The organism is Variovorax sp. dw_308, from assembly GCF_019207085.1.
Taxonomy (GTDB): Bacteria; Pseudomonadota; Gammaproteobacteria; order Burkholderiales; family Burkholderiaceae_C; genus Variovorax.
Genome location: NZ_JAATOM010000001.1, coordinates 715,708 through 735,523, shown reverse-complemented (window position 1 = coordinate 735,523; position 19,816 = coordinate 715,708). Strand labels below are relative to the sequence as shown.

At 67.4% G+C, this 19,816-nt stretch carries 18 protein-coding genes and 1 pseudogene; 14 read left to right on the top strand and 5 right to left on the bottom strand.

Annotation, left to right across the window (positions count from 1 at the left end; all coding sequences use genetic code 11):
• Positions 1–31 precede the first annotated feature (31 nt).
• Positions 32–565, bottom strand: coding sequence for an OmpA family protein (locus tag HCU76_RS03215; protein WP_218508439.1), 534 nt, complete (start codon positions 563–565; stop codon positions 32–34).
• 108 nt (positions 566–673) lie between these two features.
• Here HCU76_RS03215 and HCU76_RS03210 point away from each other — a divergent pair, with 108 nt between their 5' ends.
• On the top strand, positions 674–1,318 hold the full coding sequence (locus HCU76_RS03210; protein WP_218508438.1) for a gamma-glutamylcyclotransferase: 645 nt from the start codon (positions 674–676) through the stop codon (positions 1,316–1,318).
• A 78-nt stretch (positions 1,319–1,396) separates the two neighbouring features.
• Positions 1,397–1,951, top strand: coding sequence for a superoxide dismutase family protein (locus HCU76_RS03205; protein ID WP_218508437.1), 555 nt, complete (start codon positions 1,397–1,399; stop codon positions 1,949–1,951).
• Here the strand turns inward: HCU76_RS03205 and HCU76_RS03200 are convergent.
• A complete protein-coding gene (locus tag HCU76_RS03200; RefSeq protein WP_218508436.1) occupies positions 1,941–2,492 on the bottom strand; it encodes an NTP transferase domain-containing protein in 552 nt (183 codons plus the stop codon). The genes HCU76_RS03205 and HCU76_RS03200 overlap by 11 nt on opposite strands.
• Positions 2,493–2,528: 36 nt before the next feature.
• On the opposite strand from HCU76_RS03200, the gene pdxH reads away from it, so the two are divergent.
• Positions 2,529–3,176, top strand: a complete 648-nt coding sequence (gene pdxH / locus HCU76_RS03195) for a pyridoxamine 5'-phosphate oxidase (protein WP_213957002.1) — start codon at positions 2,529–2,531, stop codon at positions 3,174–3,176.
• A gap of 222 nt (positions 3,177–3,398) precedes the next feature.
• Positions 3,399–4,250 carry a hypothetical protein gene (locus HCU76_RS03190; protein ID WP_213957003.1) on the top strand — a complete coding sequence of 284 codons (852 nt, stop codon included), beginning with the start codon at positions 3,399–3,401 and terminating at the stop codon, positions 4,248–4,250.
• Positions 4,251–4,284: 34 nt separating this feature from the next.
• On the opposite strand, the gene HCU76_RS03185 is transcribed toward HCU76_RS03190, so the two are convergent.
• Both HCU76_RS03185 and msrA read right to left on the bottom strand, forming a co-directional pair.
• A complete protein-coding gene (locus HCU76_RS03185) occupies positions 4,285–5,241 on the bottom strand; it encodes an AEC family transporter (RefSeq protein WP_218508482.1) in 957 nt (318 codons plus the stop codon).
• A gap of 31 nt (positions 5,242–5,272) precedes the next feature.
• Positions 5,273–5,545, bottom strand: a pseudogene (gene msrA / locus HCU76_RS03180) (peptide-methionine (S)-S-oxide reductase MsrA); the annotation flags it as partial.
• A 107-nt stretch (positions 5,546–5,652) separates the two neighbouring features.
• Here msrA and HCU76_RS03175 point away from each other — a divergent pair.
• The 6 genes from HCU76_RS03175 to HCU76_RS03150 are packed head-to-tail and all read left to right on the top strand — an operon-like array spanning position 5,653 to position 13,393.
• Positions 5,653–6,333 carry a TetR/AcrR family transcriptional regulator gene (locus tag HCU76_RS03175; protein WP_213957145.1) on the top strand — a complete coding sequence of 227 codons (681 nt, stop codon included), beginning with the start codon at positions 5,653–5,655 and terminating at the stop codon, positions 6,331–6,333.
• On the top strand, positions 6,330–7,574 hold the full coding sequence (locus tag HCU76_RS03170; RefSeq protein WP_218508435.1) for an efflux RND transporter periplasmic adaptor subunit: 1,245 nt from the start codon (positions 6,330–6,332) through the stop codon (positions 7,572–7,574). The genes HCU76_RS03175 and HCU76_RS03170 overlap by 4 nt, the downstream gene beginning before the upstream one ends.
• Positions 7,575–7,589: 15 nt before the next feature.
• Positions 7,590–10,808 (top strand): efflux RND transporter permease subunit, encoded by a 3,219-nt coding sequence (locus tag HCU76_RS03165; protein ID WP_218508434.1) that lies wholly within the window; start codon positions 7,590–7,592, stop codon positions 10,806–10,808.
• Positions 10,809–10,826: 18 nt separating this feature from the next.
• The gene (locus HCU76_RS03160) at positions 10,827–11,510 is read left to right on the top strand and encodes a protein-L-isoaspartate O-methyltransferase (protein WP_218508433.1); all 684 of its coding nucleotides are present in this window, start codon (positions 10,827–10,829) and stop codon (positions 11,508–11,510) included.
• Positions 11,511–11,517: 7 nt separating this feature from the next.
• Positions 11,518–11,856 (top strand): rhodanese-like domain-containing protein, encoded by a 339-nt coding sequence (locus HCU76_RS03155; protein ID WP_218508432.1) that lies wholly within the window; start codon positions 11,518–11,520, stop codon positions 11,854–11,856.
• A 19-nt stretch (positions 11,857–11,875) separates the two neighbouring features.
• Positions 11,876–13,393, top strand: a complete 1,518-nt coding sequence (locus HCU76_RS03150) for a TolC family outer membrane protein (RefSeq protein WP_218508431.1) — start codon at positions 11,876–11,878, stop codon at positions 13,391–13,393.
• A 13-nt stretch (positions 13,394–13,406) separates the two neighbouring features.
• Here HCU76_RS03150 and HCU76_RS03145 read toward each other — a convergent pair whose 3' ends face one another.
• A complete protein-coding gene (locus HCU76_RS03145; protein ID WP_213957009.1) occupies positions 13,407–14,234 on the bottom strand; it encodes a thioesterase family protein in 828 nt (275 codons plus the stop codon).
• Positions 14,235–14,323: 89 nt separating this feature from the next.
• Between HCU76_RS03145 and HCU76_RS03140 the strand changes: the two genes are divergently transcribed.
• The 4 genes from HCU76_RS03140 (at position 14,324) to HCU76_RS03125 (ending at position 19,815) form a co-directional block, all read left to right on the top strand.
• Positions 14,324–14,980: a TetR/AcrR family transcriptional regulator gene (locus HCU76_RS03140; protein WP_213957010.1), complete on the top strand. Its 657-nt coding sequence runs from the start codon at positions 14,324–14,326 to the stop codon at positions 14,978–14,980.
• Between the two features lie 169 nt (positions 14,981–15,149).
• The gene (locus HCU76_RS03135; RefSeq protein ID WP_213957011.1) at positions 15,150–16,802 is read left to right on the top strand and encodes an isovaleryl-CoA dehydrogenase; all 1,653 of its coding nucleotides are present in this window, start codon (positions 15,150–15,152) and stop codon (positions 16,800–16,802) included.
• A 147-nt stretch (positions 16,803–16,949) separates the two neighbouring features.
• A complete protein-coding gene (locus tag HCU76_RS03130; RefSeq protein WP_213957012.1) occupies positions 16,950–18,458 on the top strand; it encodes a class I adenylate-forming enzyme family protein in 1,509 nt (502 codons plus the stop codon).
• A 37-nt stretch (positions 18,459–18,495) separates the two neighbouring features.
• Positions 18,496–19,815, top strand: coding sequence for a serine hydrolase (locus HCU76_RS03125; protein ID WP_213957013.1), 1,320 nt, complete (start codon positions 18,496–18,498; stop codon positions 19,813–19,815).
• The last annotated feature ends 1 nt before the right edge of the window (position 19,816 follow it).

Sequence of the window (19,816 nt, the reverse complement as noted above, 5' to 3'; positions counted from 1 at the left end):
TCGATGTGGCTTTGCCACTGCGACTGGGGGCTCAATCCCCCAGCTTGACTTCCACGCGGCGCGCCTGGGCGTTGCTGCCGCTGCCTTCGGTGGTTTCGGGCTTCTTCAGTTCGAGCTTGTCGGCCGGCACACCAAGTCCGACCAGCACGTCGCGCACCGCTTCGGCGCGCTTCTTGGCGAGTTGCTCGTTGATGGCGGCGTCGCCGGTGGTGTCGTGGTAGCCGGAGATCACGGCCCGCTTGCCGCCCTGGATGCCCTGGATGACGGCGGCCAGCGCTTCGGCCGCGCCGGGCGCGAGGTCCGTGCTGCCGGTTGCGAAGTAGAAGTTGACGACGCCGTTCTCCACGCGGATGCTCGCGCCGTCCGGAATAACGACCACCACCGTTTCAGTGACCGTGGCCACGACCGGCGCGGTGGCCGCCGCAACCACGGGCTTGGCCTTGTGCGCCTTGCCGTTTGCATAGAGCGCAATGCCGATCACGAGGAACAGCACGAGCGCAATGACGCCCACTGCGATGCCGAGGATGAGATTTTGTTGACTGTCGTCGTCGCTGGGGGATGCCATCGGGCGGACTCCGTTATTAAGGGGCAAGTAAATAATGGTGCGGTGAACCATGAGCCTCAAATTGTAGGTGCACCTGCACCCGACCCCGGCCCGCCCGGGCTCGACCCCATGCCCAAGCCATTGCGCGATCCGAAGCCCATGCTGGACCGCGTGATCGAGCAATGGGGCGGCCACCACGACCTCTGGCTCTTCGGCTATGGCTCGCTGATCTGGAAACAGGAGTTCGAGCATGCCGAGCGACGGCCCGCGAAGGTGCACGGCTGGCACCGCGCGCTCAAGATGTGGAGCCGCGTCAACCGTGGCACGCCGGCGAACCCCGGCCTGGTGTTCGGCCTGCTCTCCGGCGGCAGCGTTCAGGGCATGGTGTTCCGCATCCCGGCGGCCGAGGGGCTGGAAACGCTGGGCCGGCTATGGCTGCGCGAGATGCCGACCGGCGTCTACGACCCGCGCTGGCTCGATTGCAGCACGCCCGGCGGCAAGGTTCGCGCGCTGGCCTTCACCCTGTCGCGGCGCAGCCCCAACTTCACCGGCGAACTGGGCGAGGCGCGCTATCGCGAGATCTTCGCCAGCGCGGCAGGCCGCTACGGCACGTCGATCGACTACGCGCGACAGACCTTGCTGGAACTGCGCCGCCACGGCATCCACGACGCGGCATTGGCGCGGCTGGTGAGGATGGCAGGCGAGGACCTGTCGGTCGCATCGCACGGTGACCTGGCGTCGCGGCGACAGGCGTCGCCGGACAAGTCCCCGTGAGGCGCAGGCTTGTGCTGCGCGGCTTTACCCGGACATGAGGCCGCCCGATACTGGACCGGCCAATCATCTGGAGAAGCCATGACATTTCGATTCGCCGCCTTGACCACCCTCGCCCTTTCCACCCTCGCCCTTTCGAGCGCCTTGCTGGTCGGTTGCGGCAGCATGGGAATGGGAAAGGCCGGTGCCGTCGCCAACCTCGCGCCCACGGGCGCCATCACGCCCAACCCGACCCAGGGCAAGGCAACTTTCACGGCGCTGGAGCATGGCGTCCGCCTCACGGGCGAAGTCAGCGGCCTCCCCCCGGGCAGCGAACATGGCTTCCACATCCATGAAAAGGGCGACTGCGGCGACAACGCGATGGCAGCCGGCGGCCACTTCAATCCGGCCGGTGGCACGCATGGGAAGTTCGAGGCGGCAGGCAGCCATGCCGGCGAACTGCCCAGCCTGAAGGCCGACGCCGCCGGTGTCGCGCGCTTCGACGTGGAAGTCCATGCCATCTCGCTGACCGACGGCGCCGCCAACAACGTCGTGGGCCGCGCGCTGGTGGTTCACCGCGACCCGGACGACTTCAAGACGCAGCCGGCCGGCAACTCGGGCCCGCGCACGGCCTGCGCGGTCATCTCTAAGGGTTGAGCAGCAACGCTTCGGCGCGCGCCAGGGCGTCGAGCGTGTCGATGTCGGTGACGATGCCGACGTCGTCGACTTCGATGTCCGCGACCTTCCCGGCGCCACGCAGCGCCTTGAGCACGGGCGCCGCCCCCAGGTTGCCTTGCAGCGCCATCAGCGACTCGCGATTCACCCGCGCAAAGCCGACGGGATGGCCGCGCTCGCCGCGGAAGAAGGGCTGCGCCGCCTGCGCCTCGCCGCCGAGCGCCGCCGCCACCTGCCGCAACGTGGACGGCTGCACCAGCGGGAGGTCACCCGGCAAGATCAGCCATCCCGCCGCGTCAGGCGTGTTGCGCACCGCCGCCGCGATCGAGTCGCCCATGCCGGGATGGCCGGCATCTTCCAGGTGCCACGGCAGGCCGCTCGCCTGGACATGGGCCAGCGTACGCGCCAGCACGGCCTGGCCGGCCAGCAGGGCCTGCAGCTTGGAACCGCTGCCGCCGGAAGCGACGAAGCGCTCGCCGCGTCCGGAAGCCAGCACGATGACGGTGGGCAGTGTGTTGGTCATGGCCGGAGTATCGGTGTCCGGCGCGACAATCACCGCATGAGCTCACCGAACGATTCCCTGGCCGCGCTGCGCAAGAGCTACGAGCGCGCCGAACTCGACGAAACCGCGAGCGCCGGCGACCCGCTGCAGCAGTTCGAGCGCTGGCTCACCGAAGCCATCGACGCCCAGGTGCCCGAACCCAACGCCATGACGCTGGCCACCGTGGCCGGCGACTTGCGGCCGTCGACCCGCATCGTGCTGATCAAGGGCTACGACGCGCGCGGCATCGTCTGGTTCACCAACTACCAGAGCCGCAAGGGCCAGGAACTGGCGGGCAACCCCTTTGCCGCACTGCAATTCCATTGGGTCGAGCTGGAACGCGTCGTGCGCATCGAAGGCCGCGTCGAGAAAGTCGATGGCGCCGAGAGTGACGCCTACTTCGCCAGCCGTCCGCTGGATTCGCGCATCGGCGCCTGGGCCAGTCCGCAGAGCGAAGTCATCGAGGGGCGGCAGGTATTGGTGAAAAACGCCGCGGTGATCGCGGCAAGGCATCTGCTCTCGCCGCCGCGGCCGCCGCATTGGGGTGGTTATCGGCTGGTGCCGGACCGCTGGGAGTTCTGGCAGGGGCGCGCGAGCCGGCTGCATGACCGGCTGCGCTATCGGCGGGAGGACGGATCCTGGCGTCGCGAGCGCCTCGCGCCATAGAGCCGAGCCCCTCAGGACGAGCGCCGCGCACACTCGTCGGCCTCTGCGACCAACCTTCTTTCTTCAAAGACACCGTTCGCCGACTCACCGCCGACGATGCCGATATGCGTCTGCGGTCTCGGCGTTACCGAGGTAAGTGTTCGTCCCCGGCATGTCCCGCGGCACACATCGGGGACTACACTCGCGGCCCCTCGATCACGGGGGTCTCCCAGGAGGGGAAGCATGAAAACAAAAGCAGTTTTGCTGGCGTCGGCGCTTGTCGCGCTTTCAGGCCTTTCTCCATCAGCCGATGCCGGCCGGTGCGGGCCGTCGGGCCAGTGTGGCCCGGGCAGGGCACCCGGCCCCCGAGACGATGTTTCTTTCCCCGAGGCGTCGGCTGTATCTGCGGCAATCAATGCCGCAGGCGATGCCGTACGAGGATTGCCGCTCATCGCCCCGATCTACTCGCTGCCGGGTGGGCAAACCTATGGTCGATGGGCCGTCGAATGGCAACAGTGGATCGCATCCATGCCGGCTGACAGGTATCCGCTGACGGACATGACGGGTCAGTTCTGCGCTGAACGCCAGGTTGGAAAAGTATGGTTCCTCGGTGGGGTTTACCAAGGCACCACGGCCACCCGCAATTGCAGTATCCCGGCCGGGAAGGCCATCTTTTTCCCCTTGATCAACAACTCTTATTCGGCGTTCCTGAACGACCTTCCTGAATCCACGCGAACGGAAGAGTTCGTGCGCGGGGCGGGATCGTGCAGCGTGCCGGCCGAGATTTCGGTCTGGATCGACGGCATCAAGGTCCCCCGCCCGACGAGATACTTCACGGGGCCTGGTGGCAGTCAGTCTCCCATCTACAACGCCCAGATGGGTCCCAACAACATCGGCCAGTACTCACCCGATCCTGCCAGCGGGGCAAGGTATGCAAAGGATCTCGCCCTGGTGCCGAGCGCCGAGCAGGGCTACTACCTTTTCGTCTATCCGCTGAGCGTCGGCGCGCACAAGCTTCGCTGGATCGCCACCGGCTGCTATGCGGCGGACGCACTGCAGGACGTGACCTACCATCTTTCAATCACGGCCAACTAGACCAGGGGCCGCGATTGCAGCGCCGCGCCTTGCGTCAAAGGTAGCCGACCAGCGCCATCACACCCGACAGCGTCACCAGCGCCAGCACCGTCGACACCACCACGCTGGCCGTGACCAGTTCCTCGGCCACCTTGTAGCGCTGGGAGAACAGGAACACGTTGGCGCCGATCGGCAATGCGGCGGCCACCACCATCACTGCCAGCGGCAGGCCGCGCAGGCCCATCGCCCAGCCCAGCCCCAGCGTCAGCAGCGGATGCACCACGTTCTTGAACAGGGCCTGCACGAGTGCGCCGCGCCAGTGCTGCCCCACGGGCGTCAGCGCCAGCGTGACGCCCACCATCGCGAGCGCCACCGGGCTGAAGGCCTGGCCCAGGAGATTGATCGGCGTATCGATCGCCACCGGCAGCGTCCAGCCGGTCTGCGCGAACAGCAGCCCCGCGATGATCGGCAAGGGCACCGGATGGACGATGGCGTTGCGCAGCGCGCGGCCTACCGTGCGCAGCATCGCCTTGCGATCTTGCCGGCCGGCGCCGCTGCGGGCCGCGTTCTCATGCGCCACCGCCAGTTCCAGCACCACCGTCGCGCTGGTCAGCAGCACCAGCGAATGCAGCGAGATCAGCGTCAGCAGCACCACCATGCCGTCCGGCCCGTAGGCCAGCCCGACCAGCGCGATGCCGATCATCACGGTGTTGCTGTACGTATTGGCCAGCGCCAGCACGGCGGCCGTCCGGTTGAAGCCGCGCCACAGCATCGTCGCCGCGAAGATCAGCCCTGCCGCCAGGAAGTAGGCCGCGACGGGCCGCAGGCTCAGCTGCTCGACATGCACCGTGCTCATCGAGCGGAACAGCAGCGCTGGCGCCAGCAGCATGAAGATCAGGTTCGACAGGTCCTTCACCGACTTGCCGCCGATCCAGCCGCGCTTGCCCGCGAGGTAGCCCGCCACGATCAGTAGCACGACCGGCAGCAGCGAAGAGATGACGGTGGTATTCAGCGCTTCACCCGGCTCGCAAAGGTCTTCTGGAATTGCCCTGGCGGTTCAACGTGGTCGGGTCGTGCACCACGAAAAAGATCTCGAGGATCTCGCGCAGGGAGATCTGCGCGGTGTCGAACTCGACGTTGACCACTTCCACATGCCCGGTGCGGCCGGTGCACACCTGCTCGTAGCTCGGATTCATCGCCGAGCCGTTGCAATAGCCCGATTCCACGTCGGTGACGCCCTGCACGCGGTCGAATACCGCCTCGCTGCACCAGAAACAGCCGCCGCCCGGAACGATCGATTCGGTCGAAGAAGACATGGATTTGGCATCCCGGATGTTGCAAAAGACGCAACGCGGCATTGTCGCGGCTTGACGCCCGGAGCGTCGGTCACTACATTACTAACCCGTCAGTCATTAACTCCCTCATGCCGTCCCAGAGCTTCCTTGCCGACAAGCTGCGCACCGTCAGCGCCAAGCGCGAGCGCCGCAAGGAAGCCCGCCCCGGCGAACTGCTGGATGCGGCGCTCGACCTCTTCGTAGAGAAAGGCTTCGCCGCCACACGCTCCGAGGAAGTGGCAGCGCGGGCCGGCGTTTCCAAGGGCACGCTGTTCCTCTACTTCCCCAGCAAGGAAGAACTCTTCAAGGCCGTCGTCCGCGAAAACCTGTCGGGCAACTTCGCCGACTGGAACAAGGAGTTCGAGGCCTTCGAGGGCAGCACGCCCGACATGCTGCGCCACGTGATGCGCAGCTGGTGGCAACGCATTGGCGCGACCCGGATCTCGGGCATCACCAAGCTCATGATGAGCGAGGGCAGCAACTTTCCGGAGCTAGCGGCCTTCTACCAGGCCGAGGTGGTCATGCCCGGCCACGAACTGCTTCGCCGCATGTTCCGGCGCGGCGTCGAGCGCGGCGAATTCAAGCCGATCGATATCGACATGGCGATTTACACCATCGTCGCCCCCATGATCTTTCTCATGCTGTCCAAACATTCCAGCAACATCTGCATGGCGCCGAGCATCGAACTCGACGCCGACAAGTACATCGCCCTCCAAGCCGAGACGCTCCTGAACGGCCTTTGCGCGCCCTCCTCCAGGAGTGCCGCATGAAAAGGACGTGGTTGCGCTGGCTGATCGGCGCGCTGGTGCTGGCGCTGATCTGCGCAGGCGTGCTGCGCGCACTCTCCGCGCGCAAGGCCCAGCAGGCGGCCATCGCCAGCGCCGCGCAACCGGCCGAGACCGAAGTGGTGTTGACGCCCGCGGAAACTATGCGCGCGACTCAGCGCGAACTCATGCAGACGCTGCCGGTCTCCGGCACGCTGCGCGCGGTCGACTCGGCCGTGGTCAAGGCGCGCGTGGCCGGCGAGTTGATCGGCCTCACGCTGCGCGAGGGCGACTCCGTCTCCGCCGGGCAGGTCGTCGCGCGCATCGACCCTGTCGAATACAACTTCCGCGTCCAGCAGGCGCAGGAGCAGGCCGACTCGGCCCGCGCGCAGACCGAGATGGCGCAGCGCACGCTCGACAACAACAAGGCGCTGGTCGAGCAGGGCTTCATCTCGCGCAATGCGCTCGACACCTCGCAATCGACCCTCAACGCGGCGCAGTCCACGCACCGGGCCGCATTGGCCGCGGTCGACGTGGCGCGCAAGTCGCTCAACGACACGGTGCTCAAGAGCCCGATCTCCGGGCAGGTTGCGGCGCGGCTGGCGCAACCCGGCGAGCGTGTGGCCATCGACGGCCGCGTGCTCGAAGTGGTGGACTTGAGTCGCATCGAAGTCGAGGCGACCTTGTCGGCGGCCGACTCGGTGTCGGTGCGCGTCGGCCAGCGTGCTTCCCTGCAGATCGAGGGCAGCACCGCCGGCATGGCGAGCACGGCCTCGGCCGAGCGCAAGGTCGGCGCGAGCGTGGTGCGCGTGAATCCGAGCGCGCAGGCGGGCAGCCGCAGCGTGCTCGTCTACCTCCGCCTGGACAGCAACGACGGCTTCCGCCAGGGGCTGTTCGCGCAGGGCACGATCGACGTGGGCCGCACCACGGCGCTGGCGTTGCCGCTCACCGCCGTTCGCATCGACAAGCCCGCGCCCTATGTGCAGACCGTGGTCGACGGCCGCATCGCCTACCGGCAGGTGCAGACCGGACTGCGCGGCCAGGTCGACGGCCAGACGCTGGTGGCCGTCACCGGCGTGGAAGACGGTGCACTGGTGGTGGCCGGAACCGTCGGCCCGCTGCGCGAAGGTACGCGCGTGAAGCTGGCGGAGGCTGTGGCGGCGCCTGTGGCGGCTGCCGTGTCGCCCGCTGCATCGCCCGCGACCGCGGCCCGCGTCGCATCGGGCGCCGCGCGCCCGGCGCCCTGATCGGCGCGCCCGGCCATGTGGTTCACTCGCGTCAGCCTGCGCAACCCTGTCTTCGCCACGATGCTGATGCTGGCGCTGGTGGTGCTGGGCGTCTTCTCCTACCAGCGCCTGCAGATCGACCAGTTCCCGAACATCGACTTCCCGGTGGTCGTGGTCATCACCGACTACCCCGGCGCCTCGCCCGAGATCGTCGAGAGCGAAGTCACCAAGAAGATCGAGGAAGGCGTCAACTCGATCGCCGGCATCAACAACCTCACCTCGCGCAGCTACGAGGGCCAGTCGGTTGTCATCATCGAATTCCAGTTGTATGTCGATGGGCGCAAGGCCGCCGACGACGTGCGCGAGAAGGTGGCCGGTGTGCGGCCGCTGTTCCGCGACGAGGTGAAGGACCCGCGCGTTCTACGCTTCGACCCGGCCTCGCGCGCCGTGTGGTCGGTGGCGGTGCTGCCCGATCCGGAAGCCAAGCGCCCTCCGAGCGCGATCGAGCTCACCAACTGGGCCGACCAGGTGCTGAAGAAGCGCCTGGAGAACGTGCGCGGCGTCGGCTCGGTCACGCTCGTGGGCGGCACCAAGCGCGAGATCAACCTCTACCTGAACCCCGGCGCGATGGAGTCACTCGGCGTGACCGCCGACCAGGTGGTGAATGCGGTGCACAACGAGAACCAGGCGCTGCCCGTGGGCGCGGTGCGCTCGCTCGAACAGGACCGCGTGGTGCAGATCGACGCGCGCATGGAGCGGCCGGAGGATTTCGGCAAGATCATCGTGGCCCGCAAGTCGGGCGCGCCGATCCGCGTCGACCAGGTCGCGCGCGTCTCCGATGGCGCACAGGAGATCGACACCCTCGCCCTCTACAACGGCCAGCGCACGCTGTTGCTCTCCGTGCAGAAGGCGCAGGACGAGAACACCATCGACGTGGTCGACGGGCTGGTCAAGGCCATCGCCGACATCAAGCCGCAACTGCCGCCGGGCGTGACGCTGGAGCCCATCGGCGACGCGTCCCGCTCGATCCGCGTGGCGGTGCAGAACGTGCGGCAAACGCTGATCGAAGGCGCGCTGCTCACGGTGCTGATCGTGTTCCTGTTCCTGAACTCGTGGCGCTCGACGGTCATCACCGGGCTCACCCTGCCCATCGCCTTGATCGGCACCTTCTGGTTCATGCAGATGTTCGGCTTCACGATCAACATGATCACGCTGATGGCGCTGTCGCTGTGCGTGGGCCTGCTGATCGACGATGCCATCGTGGTGCGCGAGAACATCGTGCGGCATGTGCAGATGGGCAAGGCGCCGTACAAGGCCGCGCTCGACGGCACGCAGGAGATCGGCCTCGCGGTGCTGGCCACCACACTCTCGATCGCCGCGGTGTTCATGCCGATCGGCTTCATGGGCGGGATCATCGGCAAGTTCTTCCACGAGTTCGGCATCACCATCGTGGCGGCGGTGATGATCTCGATGTTCGTGAGCTTTACGCTGGACCCGATGCTGTCCAGCCTGTGGCACGACCCGGCCATCGACAAGCACGGCAAGAAGCGCGGCCCACCCGTCACCTTCTACGACAAGACCATCGGCCGCGTGACCGGCTGGTTCGACGATGTGACGGAGAAGCTGGCCGAGGGCTACCAGGCGATCCTGCGCTGGTCGCTCAAGCACAAGCTGGCCACGGTGTTCGCCGCGGTGGGCATCTTCGTCGGCAGCATCTTCATGGTGCCGCTGCTGGGCACCGAGTTCGTGCCCAAGGCGGATTTCTCCGAGACGGCCATCAACTTCTACACGCCGGTCGGCTCCTCGCTGGAAGTCACGGAGGCGAAGGCGAAGCAGGTCGACACCATCCTGCACGACATGCCCGAGGTGCGCTACACGCTCACCACCATCAACACCGGAGACGCGCAGGGCAAGATCTACGCAAGCATCTACGTGCGGCTGGTCGACCGCAAGGCGCGCAGCCGCAGCGTCGACCAGATGTCCGCCGTGCTGCGCGAGAAGCTGCGCACGGTGCCCGGTATCACGGTCACGCACGTCGGCCTGCGCGACTCGGTGGGCGGCAACAAGCCCATCGAGTTCTCGCTGCAGGGGCCGGACCTGCAGGAACTCGAGCGCCTCACCAAGCTCGTGACCGAGCGCATCCGCACCATCCCCGGCCTGGTCGACCTCGACTCCAGCCTCAAGCCCGACAAGCCCACGGTGAGCGTGGTGGTCAAGCGCGACGCGGCATCGGACCTGGGCCTGGGCGTGGCGTCCATCGCGAATGCCCTGCGCACGCTGGTAGCCGGCACCACGGTGGGCACCTGGCGCGCGCCCGACGACCAGACCTATGACGTGAACGTGCGCCTCGCCCCCGAGGTGCGCAACACGCCGGGCGACCTGGCCCGCCTGCCCTTCGTCAGCACCACCATGGGCGCCAATGCCGACGGCAGCAGCCGCATCGTGCGCCTGCAGCAGGTGGCCGACGTGCGCGAATCGACCGGCCCGAACCAGATCAACCGCCGCGCCCTGGCCCGCGAAGTCTCGATCAACGCCAACAACGACATCCGCTCCGCCGGCGAAGTCTCGGCCGACATCCGCACCGCGCTCGACGGCATCGCCTTCCCGCCGGGCTACGGCTACCAGTTCAGCGGCTCGACCAAGAACATGCAGGAGTCCTTCGGCTACGCGGTGTCGGCGCTGGCGCTGGCCATCATCTTCATCTACATGATCCTGGCCAGCCAGTTCAAGAGCTTCCTGCAGCCGATGGCGCTGATGACCGCGCTGCCGCTCACCCTCATCGGCGTGGTGCTGGCCTTGCTGATGTTCCATTCGACGCTATCGATGTTCTCGATCATCGGCGTGGTGATGCTGATGGGGCTCGTGACGAAGAACGCGATCCTGCTGGTGGACTTCGCCATCCGCTCGCGCGAGCCGCACCTGGCGGATGACGGCAGCACCGTGCCGGGCCTGGACCGGGCCGACGCCCTGCTGCTCGCGGCCCGCGTGCGGCTGCGGCCCATCCTGATGACCACGCTGGCGATGATCTTCGGCATGGTGCCGCTGGCCTTTGCGCTCAGCGAAGGCGCCGAGCAACGCGCGCCGATGGGCCAGGCCGTGATCGGCGGCGTGATCACATCGTCGCTGCTGACGCTGGTGGTGGTGCCGGTGGTGTACTGCTACATGGACGACCTGGCCAACTGGGCGCGGCGCAAATGGCAGGGAACGCCGGCCGCGCCGGTGGACAGCACACCTAAAATTCACGGCTTGTCCTGACCCGACCCGAGAAAGACCATGAACCCCCACGCCAACCCCACGCTTGAAAACCTGCGCTTCAACATGATCGAGCAGCAGATCCGCCCCTGGGATGTGCACGATCCGGCCGTGCTCGCGCTGCTCAACGAGATCCACCGCGAGGACTACACGCCCGAGGCGCACCGCACCCTGTCCTTCTTCGACATGGAACTGCCGCTCGGCGACGGCAGCGTACCCGGCGAGATCATGCTGGCGCCCAAGATCGAGGCCCGCACGCTCAACGACCTGAAGGTGCAGAAGCACGAGACCGTGCTGGAGATCGGCACCGGCTCCGGCTTCATGGCCGCCCTGCTGGCCAACTGCGCCGCCAGCGTGCTGACGCTGGAGATCAACCCCAAGATCGCCGCGACTGCCGCCGAGACGTTGCGCCGCAACGGCGTGAGCAACGTCGAGGTGCGCGTGGCCGATGGCTCCAAGCCGCTGCCCAGCGGTCCCACCTTCGACGTGATCGTGCTGAGCGGCTCCGTCGCGAAGATCCCGCAGAACCTGCTGGGCTCGCTGAAGATCGGCGGCCGCCTCGCCGCGATCGTCGGCGAGGAACCGATGATGCGCATGCACTTCGTCACGCGCACCGGCGAGGGCCAATGGAGCACCGCCCAGCCCTGGGACACGGTGGCGCCGCGCCTGCTGAACTTCCCCGAGCCCTCGCGCTTCGCGTTCTGAGCATCCGATGATCGATCAAGTCGCCCCCGCCGACCTGGCCGCCTGGTTCGCCGCCGACGCGACCGCGGCGCCGGTGCTGCTGGACGTGCGCGAACCCTGGGAACGGCAGACCGCCAGCGTCACGCCCTCCGGCTTCACGCTGCTGACCATTCCGATGAACGAGATTCCGGGACGCCTGTCCGAACTCGATCCGGCCCAGCGCGTGGCCTGCCTGTGCCACCACGGCGCGCGCAGCCAGCGCGTGGCGATGTTCCTGGCCCAGAACGGATTCGATGCGCTGGCCAATGTGGCTGGTGGCATCAATGCATGGTCGCTTCAACACGATCCCACTGTCCCCCGCTACTAGAACTCTTTCAGGACCCTTGATGCCCCTCTGGCCCCGGCTGCTTCCACTCCCTGCCGCATTGCTTGTGGCGCTTTCATTGCCGGCTCATGGCCAGAGCCTGATCGAACTCTACGACGCCGCGCGTGGCTACGACGCCACCTACAAGGCAGCGCTCTCGCAGTACGACGCCAGCATCGCGCGGGCCGCGCAGGCCAAGGCGGGCATCCTGCCGGCGGTGGGCCTGTCGGGCAGCGCCGTGCACTCCAACATTGCGGTCGACACGCCGCAGGGCGACATCTCGCGCAAGATCAACACGCAGGCCGGCGGCGTCAATGCCACGCAGCCGCTGTACCGCCCCGCCAACTGGGCAACCTACGAGCAAGGCAAGCTCCAGGCCGACATCGCGCAGGCGGTGCTGACCGGGGCCGAGCAAGACCTCATCGTGCGGGTGAGTCAAGGCTACTTCGACGTGCTCGCCAGCCAGGACACGCTGGCGCTGGTGCGCGCCCAGAAGGCGGCCACGGCGGAACAACTGGCATCGGCCAAGCGGAACTTCGAGGTCGGCACCGCGACCATCACCGACACGCGCGAAGCCCAGGCCCGCTTCGACCTGGTCGTCGCCCAGGAGATCGCGGCCGAGAACGACCTGCAGATCAAGAAGATCGCGCTCGACGAACTGGTCGGCCGGATCGGCACCAACCCGACACCGCTGGCCGCACCCGTCACCCTGCCCGCCTTGCTGCCGGCGGACGTCAATGTATGGGTGTCGCAGGCCGAGGCGATCCATCCGGCGATCCTGCAGGCAAAGCTCGGCGTCGACGTGTCGGGGCTCGAAGTGAAGAAGGCCGAGGCCGGCCACAAGCCCACGCTCGACGTGCAGGCCGGCTACAACGTCACCAACAATCCGCAGGGCACCTCCACGGCGCTGGGCAAGTCGCGCATCAACGCGGGCAACATCGGCGTGGTGTTCAACATGCCGCTGTTCGCCGGCTTCGCGACCGAGAACCGCATCAAGGAAACGCTGGCTCTGGAAGACCAGTCGCGCTCGATCCTGGATTCGACGCGCCGGACCGTCAACCAGAACACGCGCTCGGTCTACCTGAGCCTGGTCTCGGGCGCGGGCCAGGTCAAGGCGCTGGAAGCGGCCGAGGCATCGAGCCAGAGCGCGCTCGATGCCAACCGGCTGGGCTACCAGGTCGGCGTACGCATCAACATCGACGTGCTCAATTCGCAGAGCCAGCTCTACCAGACCAAGCGCGACCTGGCGCTGGCGCGCTATGGCGTGCTGCTGGGCAACCTGAAGCTGCGCCAGGCCAGCGGCACGCTGGCGCCGGCAGACCTGCAGCCGATCAATGCCACGCTGGCGCAAGCCGGCAGCGCGGCGGCCGCCGCGTCGCCCACCGTGCCTTCGGCCGCGACGATCAGCCCGGTGCCCGTGCCGTCGAACTCGATTCCCGGCGCGACGCCCCTGGTGCCGCAGCAGCCGTTCAATCCGCCGGCGCCGGTGATGCCGGTGCCGCCTCCGCCGCCGGTCATCCTCAACCCGCCGACGCGCTGAAGTCCCGGGGCGTCTACGCGGCCGCGCGTTCGCGCAGCACCAGCGTCTGCACCGCGATGCCGATGGGCCCGTGCTCGTCATAGAGGCGCGAGGTGACCATGCCCGCGCCCCCGCCGTCCACCTGCGTCTCCGACAGGAGCCCGACCCACTCCCCGACGGGCTCGCGGTACAGGTGCAGGCTGAGGTCGGCGTTGGTGAACAGGTAGCGGTCGAAGGGCAGCACCCAACTCAGGCCGTTGCCGAAGTCCGCCGCGGCGGCCGCGCGCATGGCGGGTGATGTCGGCACGCCTTGCACCAGGGGCGCCGCGAGCCTGAACCAGGCGCCGGCGGCGCCGGGCTGCGACGGGTCGCCCTGGGCCACACGGGTTTCCATGGCCGTGCGGTAGAACGAGGTCCCTTCGGGCAAGCCCGGGATGCGCACGCGTTCGCTGCACTCGGCAGGCAGGCGCTCCAGCTGTGCCGGCGATCCGCTGTGCGGCAGGTCGGCGGGCAATGCGATCCGCTCGCCGCGCAGCAGCAGGGCATGGGCGCTTGCGACCAGCACATCGCCGGCGAGCAGGTCGATCGTGACGCGCGCCGTCGAGCGTGCGGCCTGCACGCTGTGCTGCGTGCGCAGCGGCGCCACGGGCACCGGCTTGACCAGTTCCACGCTCATGCGCGAAAGGCGCCAATCGCCTTCTGGCGCTGCGCTTTCCGCCACGTGCGCGAGCAGTGCGCAGGGTGCGCCGCCATGCTGGGCACGCGGGTCCCACGGCCCGCGCGAGAGTTCGGTGGGCAACCAGGTGTCGCCCTCCCGTGCGTAGACTGCGTGGACATCGGTCAAGGCTGGGGTGTTGGTCATGTGAAGGATCGGGTCGCCGAAGCGTGCGCCAAAAAGGATGGAAAAATTCTAGACACAACATCGGTGCCAGATGTTCATATTCGCTTGCCATGAAATCCCGTTCGCAACCCCTTGCCTCACCCAAGCGAAGGAAGCCGCTCCAGTCGCGCTCGAAGGAGACTTCGCGCGCCTTGCAGGAAGCCTTTGTTCAGCTCCTCGTCGAGCGTGACTACGCCCGCGTGACGATCCGCGAGATCGTCGCGCTGGCCGGCACCGGCCTGGGCAGCTTCTACCAGTACTTCGCCAGCAAGGACGAACTGGCCCGTACCTGCATCCACCTGCGGACCAAGGCCCTGTTGCAGGCCATGCGCGACGCCGTGAACGCGCATGCCGGGCAGCCCCTGCCCGACATCGTCGACGCGGTGCTGGAGTCGCAACTGGCGGCGGTTCGCAAACGGCCGCAGGAATGGGGCGTGCACTTCGTGCTCGAGCGGCACTTGTCCGGACCCGAGGCCTACCGCAAGATGTACCAGCAGTTCATCGATGAATGGGTGCACGCATTCGAGGTGGGCGCGGGGCTGCCGGCCGGCTTCCCCAGTCAGGAGGCCGCATTGGTGAGCCAAGCCATCATGTACGAGCTGTTCGCCACCACCCACATCCGCTCGGACAAGAAGGCCGACCTGGAGGCGCTGGAGCGCCAGGCGCGGACCGCTTTGCACGCCTACCTGGCCCACGTTCCAGCGCAGGGCGAATCGCGCAAAACCTGAACAAGGTGCCACCGCGGCCGGGCTCAAAGACCGCGTCAAAAACGTGCCTTGTCCCGTGCCGCGTCCCGGAGATCGCGCGCCAGCCATCGGTGCGCCGGCGGCGGCAAACCTGAACATCCTGCGGCCTCTTTTTCCCTAGACTTCTGGCCATCCCATTCAAGGAGGCGACATGGCCTGGCAAACCCACGAGATCAGCAACCAGTTCGACGAACTGACCGACTACAACCTGTTCGCGACCGACGCGCCCCTGCGCGAAGCACTCGCACGCGCCGGCGCCGACTGGGCCGCGCCGCAGATGACCAGCTTCGGCGACACGCTGGGCAAGGCCGAGACCTGGAAGCTGGGCGCCGACGCCAACAAGTACAAGCCCGAGTTCGAGGCCTTCGACGCACGCGGCCGCCGCATCGACACCGTGACCTTCCATCCGAGCTGGCATCAGCTGATGGAAGGCTATCGACGCGAGGGCTTCATCTCCCTGCCCTTCCGCGACATGCAGCAGCAAGGCCGCTGGGCCGCCTGGGCGGCGGGCTTCTACCTGCAGGGCCAGGTCGAGGCCGGCGTGCTGTGCCCGGCCACGATGACGCAGGCCGCCATCCCCGTGCTGCAGAAGGAGCCGGCGCTGTGGGCGAAGTACGGCGCCAAGCTCATGAACAACGAATACGATGCGCGCGACATCCCGATGGACCAGAAGAAGTCGGTCTGGATCGGCATGGGCATGACCGAGAAACAGGGTGGCTCCGACGTGCGCGCCAACACCACCACCGCCACGCCCATTGGCGCGGGCGGTCGTGGCGGCGAATACCTGATCCGCGGCCACAAGTGGTTCTTCTCGGTGCCGATGAGCGACGCCCACCTCGTGGTGGCGCGCACGCAGGAGGGCGGCCATTCCTGCTTCTTCGTGCCGCGCTGGAAGCCCGACGGCACCAAGAACCCGGTTCAGATCCAGCGCCTGAAGGAAAAGGTCGGCAACCGCAGCAACTCCAGCAGCGAAGTCGAGTTCCAGGACGCCCTCGGCTTCCTGATGGGCGAGGAAGGCCGCGGCATCCCGACCATCATCGAGATGGCCACCTACACGCGGCTGAACTGCGTGGTTGGCAGCGCGGGCTTCCTGCGCCAGGCCACGGCGCAGGCCATCGGCTATGCGCGCAAGCGCAAGGCATTCGGCAAGCTGCTGGTCGAGCAGCCGCTGATGCGCGGCGTGCTGTCCGACCTGGCGCTGGAGAGCGAAGCCGGCCTGGTGCTGGCGATGCGCCTGGCGCAGGCCTTCGAGTTCGGCGACGACCCGGCCCAGCGCGTCTGGAAGCGCGTGATGACGCCCGCCGCCAAGTTCTGGATCTGCAAGCGCGCGGTCGAGATTTCCGGCGAGGCGATGGAAGTCTTCGGCGGCAACGGCTACGTCGACAACGGCCCGATGGCCCGCATGTTCCGCGAAGCGCCGGTCAACTCGATCTGGGAAGGCTCGGGCAACGTGATGTGCCTGGACGTGATGCGCGCCATCGCCCGCGACCCCGAAGGCGCGCACGCCCTGCTGCACGAGCTGGCGGGCAATGCGAATGGCGACGCCCGCCTGCTCGACGAGTTGCATGCCCTCGGGGAGATGCTGCAGCAGCCGCCAGAGCAGCTCGAAGCGCTGGGCCGGCAGTTCACGCAACGCCTGGTGCTGGTCGCGCAGGCCACGCTGTTGTGCAAGGTGTCGCCGGCCTTCGTGTCCGATGCCTTCATCGCCACTCGACTCGATCCCCAGTGGGGCCGCGTGGTGGGCGCCATCGACACGCGCCAGATCGACGTCGCGGCATTGCTGGAGCGCGCGCTTCCCGCCTGAGAAGGTGTGAATCTTCCTACTGCGGCCACCGATCTCGGGTCTGCGGTCCTCACCGCACGAGAGTGCGGTTCCGGTCCTCAACCCGAGCTCGGCGCCCTCGCTACGGAATCTTCACACCTTCCGAGCCCATCGTCCGGTACAAAGAACATGAACCTGATTTCCATCTTCGACACCAACGTCCACAAGACGCCGGACAAGGCCTGCCTGCGCGTGGCCGGCAGGAGCATCACCTATGCCGAGGTGCAGTCGCGCTCGCGCCAGGCCGCGCATGCGCTGGCCGGCCTCGGCGTGCAGCGCGGCGACCGCGTGGCGCTGATGTGCTTCAACACGACCGGCTTCGTCTACGCGATGCTGGGCGCCTGGCGACTGGGTGCCACGCTGGTGCCGGTCAACCACAAGCTGCAGGCGCCAGAAGTGCGCTACATCCTCGAGCACAGCAAGTCGCGCGTGTGCATCGGCGACGGCGCGCTGGCACCGGTGCTGAAGACGCTGGCGGACGCCGCCACCTGCCTCAGCACCGACTCGCCCATCGACGGCCTGCAGGACTTCGACGCCCTCTGCGCCGCCGCGCCGTCGACGCCGCTGGCCAACGAAGTCGCCGATGAAAACTCGATGGCCGAGATCCTCTACACCTCGGGCACCACCGGCCGGCCCAAGGGCTGCGTGCACAGCCATCGCAACGTGGTGCTGACGGCCATCAACGCGGCGCTCGGTTTGTCGATCACGCGCGACGAGCGCACACTGCTGGCCATGCCGATCTGGCACGCCTCGCCGCTGAACAACTGGCTGAACGGCACGCTCTACATGGGCGGCACCGTGGTGATGATGCGCGAATACCACCCGCTCAAGTTCCTGCAGACGGTGCAGGACGAGCGCGTCACCCTTTTCTTCGGCGCACCCGTCGCCTACTCCGTGCCGCTGCAGGTGGTACCGAACTTCGCCGACTTCGACCTGTCCAGCGTGCGCGCCTGGATCTATGGCGGCGGCCCGATCGGCGCCGAACTGGCACGCAAGCTGGCCGTGGCCTATCGCAGCGAGACCTTCTTCCAGGTCTACGGCATGACGGAAGCCGGCCCGGTCGGCACGACCCTGTACCCGAACGAGCAGGTCGCCAAGGCCGCCTCGATCGGCGCCGCGGCAGGCCCCGCGGTGGACATGCGCGTGGTGCGCGAGGATGGGGCCGACGCCAGGCGCGGCGAAACCGGGGAGATCTGGCTGCGCACCGAGTCCGCAATGCAGGGCTACCTCGACGATCCCGAAGCCACGCGCAAGGCCTTCTCCAACGACGGTTGGTACAAGAGCGGCGACATCGCACGCGTCGACGAGGACGGCTACCTCTTCATCGTCGACCGCATGAAGGACATGATCGTCACCGGCGGCGAGAACGTGTACTCCAAGGAGATCGAGGACGTGCTCAGCGCGCACTCCGAGATTGCCGACGTCGCCGTCATCGGCGCGCCGCATCCCGAATGGGGCGAAACCGTGGTTGCGCACATCGTGGTGGCCAAGGGTTGCAACCCGAGTCCCGAATCGTTGCGCGAATACCTGGCCGACAAGCTCGCAAAGTACAAGATCCCGCGCGAGTGGGTCTTCGCCGCCACGCTGCCGCGCACGCCCACCGGCAAGCTGCAGAAGTTCCTGTTGCGCAAATCCTGAAACGCGCGGAACCTCGGCTCGACCGGGAGAAGACAACATGAACAAGATCCAGACCATCAAGACCATTTCCGCCGCCATTGCGCTGCTGTTTGCCGGCGCCGCGATGGCGCAGGCACCGGCAGCCGCACCCGATCCCGCCGCCAGCGACCCCGTTGCGATGGGCTGGATGCAGGGTTCGCCACCGGCTGCCGACAAGACCGTGCGCTGGGTCGACGGCAGCTTCTACAAGTTCCCGCAGACGCGCTGGTCGTTCGCGCACTGGAACCAGTTGATCCCCTCGTCCGATGTCTGGCGGGGCGATGGCAAGGTGGCCGCGCTGCCGCGCGCCGAGCGCAAGGACATCGCCGGCCTGAGCTTCCAGCCCGCGAACGGCGGCGCCACGATGACCTTCGAGCAGGCGCTCGCGGCCAACTACACCGATGCCATCGTCGTGCTGCACAAGGGCCGCATCGTCTACGAGAAATACGCCGGCGCGATGACGCCGCACACGCGCCACATCGCGATGTCGGTCACCAAGTCGTTCTTCGGGACGCTGGGCGAGATGCTCGTCAACGAAGGCAAGCTCGACCCCGGCGCGATGGTCACGCAGTACATCCCCGAGCTGAAGGACTCCGGCTTCGGCGACGTCACCGTGCGGCAGGTCATGGACATGACCACCGGCATCAAGTTCTCCGAGAACTATGCCGACCCGAACGCCGAGATCTGGACCTACGTGCGCGCCGGCAGCGTGCTGCCACGCCCCGCCGGCTACACCGGGCCGCAGAACTTCTACGATTTCGCCAAGACCGTGCAGAAGGATCCCGAGGCCGCGGGCGCCTTCCGCTACCAGACCGTCAACACCGACGTGATGGGCTGGCTGATTCGCCGTGCGACCAACAAGACCGTGGGCGAACTGCTCTCGGAGCGCATCTGGAGCAGGCTCGGCACCGAGCGCGACGCCATGATCGCGGTCGATTCGGCCGGCAACGAATTCGCCGGGGGCGGCCTGATCCTGACCGCACGCGACATGGCGCGCTTCGGCGAGATGATGCGCAAGGACGGCAAGTTCAATGGCCAGGCGATCATCCCCAAGGCGGTCGTCGACGACATCCGCAATGGCGGCGACCGCGCAGTCTTCGCGCGCGCCGGCTACGCCACGCTGCCGGGCTGGAGCTACCGCGACATGTGGTGGATCTCGCACGACGACCACGGCGTCTTCGCCGCGCGCGGCGTGCACGGCCAGACCATCTACATCGATCCGAAAGCGGAGATGGTGATCGCGAGATTCGCCTCGGCGCCGCAGGCCGCCAACGGCGTCAGCGATCCGGTGATGCTCCCGGCTTTCCGTGCCGTGGCGGACAGGTTGATGCGCCGCTGAT

Bases quoted from the DNA above. Each gene is read 5' to 3' on its own strand.
- HCU76_RS03170 (WP_218508435.1), top strand. From the start codon at position 6,330: ATGAAAAGGACGTGGTTGCGCTGGCTGATCGGCGCGCTGGTGCTGGCG.
- pdxH (WP_213957002.1), top strand. From the start codon at position 2,529: ATGAGCTCACCGAACGATTCCCTGGCCGCGCTGCGCAAGAGCTACGAG.
- HCU76_RS03175 (WP_213957145.1), top strand. From the start codon at position 5,653: ATGCCGTCCCAGAGCTTCCTTGCCGACAAGCTGCGCACCGTCAGCGCC.
- HCU76_RS03190 (WP_213957003.1), top strand. From the start codon at position 3,399: ATGAAAACAAAAGCAGTTTTGCTGGCGTCGGCGCTTGTCGCGCTTTCA.
- HCU76_RS03210 (WP_218508438.1), top strand. From the start codon at position 674: ATGCCCAAGCCATTGCGCGATCCGAAGCCCATGCTGGACCGCGTGATC.
- HCU76_RS03155 (WP_218508432.1), top strand. From the start codon at position 11,518: ATGATCGATCAAGTCGCCCCCGCCGACCTGGCCGCCTGGTTCGCCGCC.
- HCU76_RS03150 (WP_218508431.1), top strand. From the start codon at position 11,876: ATGCCCCTCTGGCCCCGGCTGCTTCCACTCCCTGCCGCATTGCTTGTG.
- HCU76_RS03205 (WP_218508437.1), top strand. From the start codon at position 1,397: ATGACATTTCGATTCGCCGCCTTGACCACCCTCGCCCTTTCCACCCTC.
- HCU76_RS03125 (WP_213957013.1), top strand. From the start codon at position 18,496: ATGAACAAGATCCAGACCATCAAGACCATTTCCGCCGCCATTGCGCTG.
- HCU76_RS03200 (WP_218508436.1), bottom strand. From the start codon at position 2,492: ATGACCAACACACTGCCCACCGTCATCGTGCTGGCTTCCGGACGCGGC.
- HCU76_RS03140 (WP_213957010.1), top strand. From the start codon at position 14,324: ATGAAATCCCGTTCGCAACCCCTTGCCTCACCCAAGCGAAGGAAGCCG.
- HCU76_RS03145 (WP_213957009.1), bottom strand. From the start codon at position 14,234: ATGACCAACACCCCAGCCTTGACCGATGTCCACGCAGTCTACGCACGG.
- HCU76_RS03130 (WP_213957012.1), top strand. From the start codon at position 16,950: ATGAACCTGATTTCCATCTTCGACACCAACGTCCACAAGACGCCGGAC.
- HCU76_RS03165 (WP_218508434.1), top strand. From the start codon at position 7,590: ATGTGGTTCACTCGCGTCAGCCTGCGCAACCCTGTCTTCGCCACGATG.
- HCU76_RS03160 (WP_218508433.1), top strand. From the start codon at position 10,827: ATGAACCCCCACGCCAACCCCACGCTTGAAAACCTGCGCTTCAACATG.
- HCU76_RS03135 (WP_213957011.1), top strand. From the start codon at position 15,150: ATGGCCTGGCAAACCCACGAGATCAGCAACCAGTTCGACGAACTGACC.
- HCU76_RS03215 (WP_218508439.1), bottom strand. From the start codon at position 565: ATGGCATCCCCCAGCGACGACGACAGTCAACAAAATCTCATCCTCGGC.